Here is a 7,300-nt window from a genome sequence, read left to right as displayed (position 1 = left end):
ACGCTGAATCATCGCCTGACGACGCATGGTGTGACGATAAGCGGTTGGCGTTTGTGAGAACTGACGGCGGAACACGCGCGAGAAGGTCTGCTGCGAGTCATAACCGTATTGCATCGCGATATCGAACACCGGACGCTGAGTTTGGCGCAGCGCTTCAGCGGCCAGCGTCAGACGACGTTCGCGAATATAGCCACCCAGCGTTTGTTTCGTGACGGCACGGAACATACGCTGCAGGTGCCATTTTGAGTAACCTGATTTTGCCGCGACTTCATCAATAGACAGCGCTTTATCCAGATTCTGATCGATCCAGTTGGACAGCGAATGAATGATTTCCTGTTGCATCATAGCCTCATCCTTCTGATGTTTTTTGCCTGGTGAGAAATTCGAAGTTTTGCTGGGGTGCGAGTATAATTCCTCAAGTTAACTTGAGGTAAAGGCCCTAAATGAAAAAAGAACGCAATTACCCGAAGCCGGTTTTAACGCCGGGCGAAGTGGCGAAGCGCAGCGGCGTGGCGGTGTCGGCGCTGCACTTCTATGAGACCAAAGGATTGATTTTCAGCTCGCGCAACGGCGGCAACCAACGCCGCTACAGCCGTGACGTGCTGCGTCGCGTAGCTATCATCAAAATCGCCCAACGCATCGGCATTCCGCTGGCGACGGTGAGCGACAGCCTGACACATGTGCCGGCCAATAAGCGCATGTCGACGCAGGAGTGGGACGCGTTGACGCAACACTGGCGCGAGGAGCTGGATAAACGCATCGAAACCCTGACGCGCTTGCGTAACGATCTGGATGGCTGCATTGGCTGCGGCTGTTTATCGATGCGCGATTGCCCGCTGCGCAATCCGGGTGACCGCCTGGGCGAGCAAGGTTCGGGCGCGGTGCTACTCGATCCGGAACAAGACGAGCAAAAACGTTAATCGACTATACTTGGCGGAACACTTTTACCGGCAAGGAAACCGTATGATCACCGTTCACCATCTGGAAAACTCCCGCTCGCATCGCGTGTTATGGCTACTGGAAGAGCTCGCGGTGCCTTACCAAATCAAACGCTATCAGCGTGAAAACAGTCTGCTGGCCCCCGATTCCTTAAAGAAAGTGCATCCGCTGGGTAAATCACCGGTGATTACCGACGGCAATCGCGTGATTGCTGAGTCGGGCGCGATTCTCGAATATCTGCAACTCAAATACGACAGCGAGCATCAGCTGGCGTTGAGTCATGAAGATGAACAGATTCAGGCGCGTTACTGGCTGCATTACGCGGAAGGATCGCTGATGCCGCTGCTGGTAATGAAGCTGGTGTTTGCGCAGTTTGGCAAAAAGCCGGTGCCGTGGCTGCTGCGTCCGGCTGGTATCGCGCTGAGTAAAGGGATTCAGAAAGCCTGGCTGAACAAGCAACTGGCTTTGCACGGCAGCGTGATTGAAGAGCATCTCACGCAGCATCCATTTTTTGCCGGTTCACGTTTTAGCATCGCCGACGTGCAGATGAGCTTCCCGTTGCTGGCACTGCAGTTACGTGGTTCGCTGCGCGATACGCCCGCCACCGCCCGCTGGCTGGAAACCATGCAGCAGCGCGCTGCCTGGCAACGTGCGATCCAGCAGGGCGGCGCGATTCAATTGCAGAGTTGATTGCGGCAAGGTCGCCATGAATGGCGACCCTACGGGGCGGATGCCTGAATTTATCCTGTCATGCCCGCGATTAGTAGTTGAAAACCCCATGGCAAACGCCAGATAATCGTTTGCCTTTTTTCCGCGTCCCCTTTTACGGCCTGGAATACGCGGCGACGTAAACGTTTGCCTGGATTTTCATCAGGAAAATCCGCCATCAGGGAACAGCAAACGTGCGCCGCGCGGCGACTCACATCACAAAAATATTGAGGAAGAATTATGTCTGGCGAATCGCGCCCGGCCAGTGGAAAACTGGACGCCTGGTTCAATATCTCTGCACGCGGCAGCAGCGTGCGTCAGGAAGTATTGGCGGGTCTGACAACGTTTCTGGCGATGGTGTATTCCGTCATCGTGGTGCCCGGCATGCTGGGCAAAGCGGGCTTCTCACCAACGGCGGTGTTCGTCGCCACCTGTTTAGTCGCCAGTTTTGGTTCGATCATCATGGGCTTGTGGGCCAACCTGCCAATGGCGATTGGTTGCGCCATCTCGCTGACCGCCTTCACCGCTTTCAGCCTGGTACTTGGCCAGCACATCAGCGTGCCGGTGGCGCTTGGCGCGGTGTTCCTGATGGGCTTACTGTTCACGCTGATTTCAGTCACCGGCATCCGCGCATGGATTCTGCGTAACTTGCCGATGGGCGTGGCGCACGGAACCGGTGTCGGTATCGGCTTGTTCCTGCTGCTGATTGCCGCTGACGGCATTGGTTTGGTGGTGAAAAACCCGGCTGCGGGCTTGCCGGTGGCGTTGGGTCAGTTCGCTTCGTTCCCGGTGATCATGTCGCTGGTCGGCCTGGCAGCGATTTTCGGCCTGGAAAAACGCCGCGTGCCGGGCGGCATTCTGCTGACCATCATCACCATCTCAATTCTTGGCCTGATTTTCGATCCGGCGGTGACCTATCAAGGTCTGTTCGCCATGCCGAGCCTGAAGGATGCCAACGGGCAATCGGCGATGTTTAGCCTTGATATCATGGGCGCGCTGCAACCTGTGGTGCTGCCGAGCGTGCTGGCGCTGGTGATGACCGCAGTCTTTGATGCCACCGGCACCATCCGTGCGGTAGCGGGGCAGGCGAATCTGCTGGATAAAGAGGGGCAGATCATCAACGGTGGCCGTGCGCTGACCACCGATTCCGTCAGCAGCCTGTTCGCTGGTTTGGTCGGCGCTTCGCCGGCTGCGGTTTACATCGAATCGGCGGCAGGAACGGCGGCGGGCGGTAAAACTGGTCTGACGGCGATTGTGGTGGGTTTGCTGTTCCTGGTGATTCTGTTTATGTCGCCGCTGGCCTATCTGGTTCCCGCTTACGCGACGGCTCCAGCGTTGATGTACGTTGGCCTGTTGATGCTGAGTAACGTGGCAAAAATCGACTTCAACGATTTCGTTGATGCGATGTCCGGCTTGCTGACCGCGGTGTTCATCGTGCTGACCTGCAACATCGTCACCGGCATCATGCTCGGCTTCGCTTCACTGGTGATTGGTCGTTTATTTGCTGGCGAGTGGCGCAAGCTGAACGTTGGCACCGTGGTGATTGCTGTCGCGCTGGTGGCGTTCTATGCCGGTGGCTGGGCCATCTGACCTCAAAGTTGAATAATTCCAGGATTATTCGCTTTCTGCTCCACGCCGCACATCGGGTTGCCCCGCTGTGCGGCGTTTTGTTTTACACTTTCCCACGCAACAACATCGCTTTAATGAAATTGATTCGCCTAAGGAAAGCATGGAAATCTTCTTTACTATTCTCATCATGACGCTGGTGGTTTCACTCTCCAGCGTGGCGGCACGTATTCTGCCGTTTCAAATTCCCCTGCCGCTGGTACAAATTGCCGCCGGTGCACTGCTCGCGTTTCCCGTCTTCGGCCTGCATGTCGATTTTGATCCGGAGCTGTTCCTCGTGCTGTTCATTCCGCCGCTGCTGTTCGCGGATGGCTGGAAAACGCCGATTAACGAGTTCCTGCATCACGGCCGCGAAATCATGGGGCTGGCGCTGGTTCTGGTGCTGATCACCGTGGTCGGGATTGGCTACCTGATTTACTGGCTGGTGCCAGGCATTCCGCTGATTCCCGCCTTTGCGCTGGCGGCGGTGCTGTCGCCAACCGATGCCGTGGCGCTGTCCGGCATTGTTGGTGAAGGGCGCATCCCGAAAAAAATCATGTCGATTGTGCAGGGCGAAGCCCTGATGAACGACGCATCGGGTCTGGTATCGCTGAAGTTTGCCGTCGCGGTGGCGATGGGCACCATGGTGTTTACGTGGGGCGGCGCCAGCGTCGAGTTTCTCAAAGTGGCGGTCGGCGGTTTAGTCGCCGGTGTGGCGATATGCTGGCTGTATGGCCGCTCGCTGCGTTTGCTGAGCCGCTGGAGCGGTGATGACCCGGCAACACAAACCGTGCTGCTGCTGCTATTACCGTTCGCCTCGTATCTGATTGCGGAACACCTTGGCGTGTCGGGCATCCTCGCCGCCGTCGCCGCCGGTATGACCATCACGCGTTCCGGCATTATCCGCCAGGCACCGCTGGCGATGCGTCTGCGTGCCAACAGCGTATGGCAGATGCTGGAGTTCGTGTTCAACGGCATGGTGTTCCTGATGCTCGGCCTGCAGCTGCCCGACATCCTTTCCACCTCGATTGCACAGGCCAATGCCGATCCTAACGTGGAACTGTGGATGCTGTTTACTGACGTTCTGTTGGTCTACGCCGCGCTGATGGTGGTGCGTTTCAGTTGGCTGTGGATCATGAAGCGCACCAGTATGCGTCTGCTGAAGAAGAAGCCGCTGGAGTTTACCAACTACTCGCTGCGTGAACTGCTGATTGCCTCTTTTGCCGGCGTACGCGGCGCTATCACGCTGGCCGGTGTGCTGTCGATTCCGCTGTTCCTCAGCAACGGCGATCCGTTCCCGGCGCGCTATGAATTGGTGTTCATCGCTACCGGCGTGATTTTGGTGTCGCTGCTGGTTGGTGTGGTGATCTTGCCGATTCTGCTGCGTGACGTTGAGAGCATCGATAAAGTCGGCCATCGTCGTGAGATTCAGTTTGCGCGTGCTGCGATGGCGGGCGTAGCGATTGAGAGCCTGCATAAAATGGAGCAGCGTCTCGAAACCGACACCGAAGAGAACATCGATCCGGAACTGCTGAAAGAGGTCAGTTTGCGCGTGATTGGTAATCTGCGTCGCCGCGCGGAGGGCAAAAACGATATCGAACAGGCGCAATTTGCCGAAAACCTCGAACGTCGTTTCCGCCTCAATGCGCTGCGTGCTGAGCGTGCCGAAGTTTACCATCTGCGTGCCACGCAGGAGATCTCAAACGAGACGATGCAGAAACTGCTGCACGATCTCGATCTGCTGGAAGCGCTGCTGATTGAGAAAGAGGAATAGCAGCAAGCCAAACGTAGGGTCGCCATTCATGGCGACCTATCTACATTAATGCGCTGCGGCCGTTTTCACACCGACAGCCGCGGCGCACTATCCGGCCAGTGTTCACGGCAACACTCAATCCACGCCTCGGCGCTGCGCGACAAATAGCTGCCTTCCCGCCAAATCAGCCCTAAGCTCCACTGCAGCTCCGATTCCAGCGGCAGCCACAGCAGCGACTGTTTATCCAGCCGCTGACAAATAGGCTCCGGCAGAATCGCCAATCCCATGCCCGCCTGCACCATCGCGGCGAGAAAATCCCACTGCGCGCTGCGCAGCGCAATAGTCGGCGTCAGGTTCTGGCGTTGAAACGCTTTGCGGATCTGGCGATTCAGCGCGAACTCTTCATTGAGGATCAGCAGCGGATGTTCGGCTAACTCCGCCAAACCCACTTTGCGGTGATTGCGCCACTGTTCACTGCGCGGCAGCAGCACGCACAGCGGATGGTGCATCAGCTCCAGCGTGTTGAGCGGCAGTTCTGACTCAATCGGCAGCGCGGTGAGGGCGATATCCAGCGCGCCACTCAGCACCGCTTGCTGCGCGGTTAAGCCGCCAAACTCGGATATTTTCAGCTGTACGCCCGGATAACGGCGGCGAAAGGCGGAGATCGATCCGGCCATCTGCATGCCGACCATCGGCGGAATACCCAGCCGCAGCTCGCCGGTTTTCAGCTGGTTGATATCACCCAACTGCGCCTCAAGCTGGTGGAACTCCTGCAGAATCACCAATCCGCGCTGGTAAACCGCCTGACCGCTATCAGTAAGATGCAGTTTGCGACCTTCACGCAGCAGCAAGGTGCAGCCGAGCTCCTCTTCCAGCTGGCGTAGCATTTTGCTGATGGTCGGCTGCGTCACGAACAGCTTCTCAGCGGCGCGGGTGAAGCTTTGCTGACGCACCACTTCTGTGAAGTAGCGCAGGGCGCGCACGTCCATAAGCATTCCTTTTTGGCATAGTTTGAATAATTTTAATTCATTTCTTTCACAGTTTGCGGCGGATTTATACTGGGCACCTCAATTCTTCCTCAGGGTGCAAGGCAATGATGGCATTAAGTCCGCGCAGAACGGATCTCCTGCAACGTACGTTTGTTCCGCTGCAGCTGGTGCTGTATGTCGGTTTGTTTATTTTCAGCGACAGACTGGTGAGCTGGCTGCATCTGCCGCTGCCCGCTAATGTGGTTGGCATGGTGCTGCTGCTGGTGTTAATCATGACGCGCATCGTGCCGCTGCGCTGGGTGAAAGCCGGTGCTAACTGGCTGCTGGCGGAAATGCTGCTGTTCTTTATTCCAGCGGTGGTGGCGGTGGTGAACTACAGCGATTTGCTGCGCAGCGAAGGCTGGCGCATCTGTGTGGTGATTGGCGTCAGTACCTTGCTGGTACTGGCTTCGACTTCACTGGTGGTCGATCGTTTATATCGCTTCGAACTGGCACGCGCCGCCCGCAAGCAGGCCCATCATGAATGATCTGCTAATTAGCCTGCTGTGTCTGGCGTTCACGCTGCTGGTCTATTACCTCAATAAGATTCTCTATCGTCGCTGGCGCACGCTGCTGTTGATGCCGCTGGTCTTAACGCCGCTGGTGCTGGTGGCGCTGCTGCTGCTCACTCATGTCAGCTGGAAAAATTACATCGCCGAAAGTCACTGGCTGATTTGGTTGCTCGGTCCGGCCACGCTGGCGTTTGCCGTGCCGGTGTATGAGAACCTCGAAATCATCAAGCGTCACTGGTTGTCGCTTAGCGTGGGCGTGCTGACGGCCACGCTGGTGGCGGTATGCAGTTCGGTGTGGCTGGCGCGCTTGCTGACGCTGCCGGAAACCATCCAGCGCAGCCTGGCGGTACGCTCAATCACCACGCCGTTTGCGCTGGCAGCCGCGCAGCCGATTGGCGGCCAGCCGGATCTGGTGGCGCTGTTTGTGGTGATCACCGGCGTGTTCGGTATGGCGGTGGGCGATGTGCTGTTTTTGCGTATCGCCATCAAACAAGGCGTCGCCAAAGGCGCGGGTTTTGGTGCGGCATCACACGGCGCAGGTACCGCGCGCGCTTACCAACTCGGCCAGCAGGAGGGCGTGGTGTCCAGTTTGGTGATGATGCTGTCGGGTGTGGTCACCGTCATTCTTGCGCCGCTGTTAAGCCACTTATTATGGGTGTCGTAATACGTTTGTTTTGAGTCATTGCTCATACAGCAACCCCATCGCTTTGCTTATTGTTTGCCCGCTTAAACGATAAGGAAGCGAAAAAATGAAA

The 7,300-nt window shown here is 57.1% G+C and carries 8 protein-coding genes; 6 read left to right on the top strand and 2 right to left on the bottom strand.

Translation table 11 applies throughout. From position 1 onward, the window contains the following. On the bottom strand, positions 1 to 345 hold a 345-nt coding region (gene soxS, locus RTY00_RS16100), incomplete at its 3' end, for a superoxide response transcriptional regulator SoxS (RefSeq protein WP_312665110.1). 98 nt (positions 346 to 443) lie between these two features. Between soxS and soxR the strand changes: the two genes are divergently transcribed. From soxR to RTY00_RS16080, 4 genes are all read left to right on the top strand, one after another. Next, positions 444 to 920, top strand: a complete 477-nt coding sequence (gene soxR / locus RTY00_RS16095; protein WP_008109977.1) for a redox-sensitive transcriptional activator SoxR — start codon at positions 444 to 446, stop codon at positions 918 to 920. A 43-nt stretch (positions 921 to 963) separates the two neighbouring features. Beyond that, complete coding sequence (locus RTY00_RS16090; protein ID WP_312665109.1) at positions 964 to 1,629, top strand: glutathione S-transferase; 666 nt, start codon at positions 964 to 966, stop codon at positions 1,627 to 1,629. A gap of 258 nt (positions 1,630 to 1,887) precedes the next feature. Next, positions 1,888 to 3,237 carry an NCS2 family permease gene (locus RTY00_RS16085; protein ID WP_061718363.1) on the top strand — a complete coding sequence of 450 codons (1,350 nt, stop codon included), beginning with the start codon at positions 1,888 to 1,890 and terminating at the stop codon, positions 3,235 to 3,237. Positions 3,238 to 3,376: 139 nt separating this feature from the next. Beyond that, positions 3,377 to 5,026 carry a Na+/H+ antiporter gene (locus RTY00_RS16080; protein WP_312665108.1) on the top strand — a complete coding sequence of 550 codons (1,650 nt, stop codon included), beginning with the start codon at positions 3,377 to 3,379 and terminating at the stop codon, positions 5,024 to 5,026. A 65-nt stretch (positions 5,027 to 5,091) separates the two neighbouring features. Here the strand turns inward: RTY00_RS16080 and RTY00_RS16075 are convergent, their stop codons facing one another. Then, on the bottom strand, positions 5,092 to 5,994 hold the full coding sequence (locus tag RTY00_RS16075) for a LysR family transcriptional regulator (RefSeq protein WP_312665107.1): 903 nt from the start codon (positions 5,992 to 5,994) through the stop codon (positions 5,092 to 5,094). Between the two features lie 104 nt (positions 5,995 to 6,098). Between RTY00_RS16075 and RTY00_RS16070 the strand changes: the two genes are divergently transcribed. Both RTY00_RS16070 and RTY00_RS16065 read left to right on the top strand, forming a co-directional pair. After that, positions 6,099 to 6,521 carry a CidA/LrgA family protein gene (locus RTY00_RS16070; RefSeq protein WP_008109984.1) on the top strand — a complete coding sequence of 141 codons (423 nt, stop codon included), beginning with the start codon at positions 6,099 to 6,101 and terminating at the stop codon, positions 6,519 to 6,521. Further along, positions 6,514 to 7,209, top strand: a complete 696-nt coding sequence (locus RTY00_RS16065) for an LrgB family protein (RefSeq protein ID WP_277976929.1) — start codon at positions 6,514 to 6,516, stop codon at positions 7,207 to 7,209. Before RTY00_RS16070 ends, RTY00_RS16065 begins: the two co-directional genes overlap by 8 nt. Positions 7,210 to 7,300 lie beyond the last annotated feature (91 nt).

This window comes from Pantoea sp. CTOTU49201 (assembly GCF_032054795.1).
GTDB classification, from domain to species: domain Bacteria; phylum Pseudomonadota; class Gammaproteobacteria; order Enterobacterales; family Enterobacteriaceae; genus Pantoea; species Pantoea symbiotica.
This window is presented reverse-complemented; position numbering and strand designations above follow the sequence as displayed.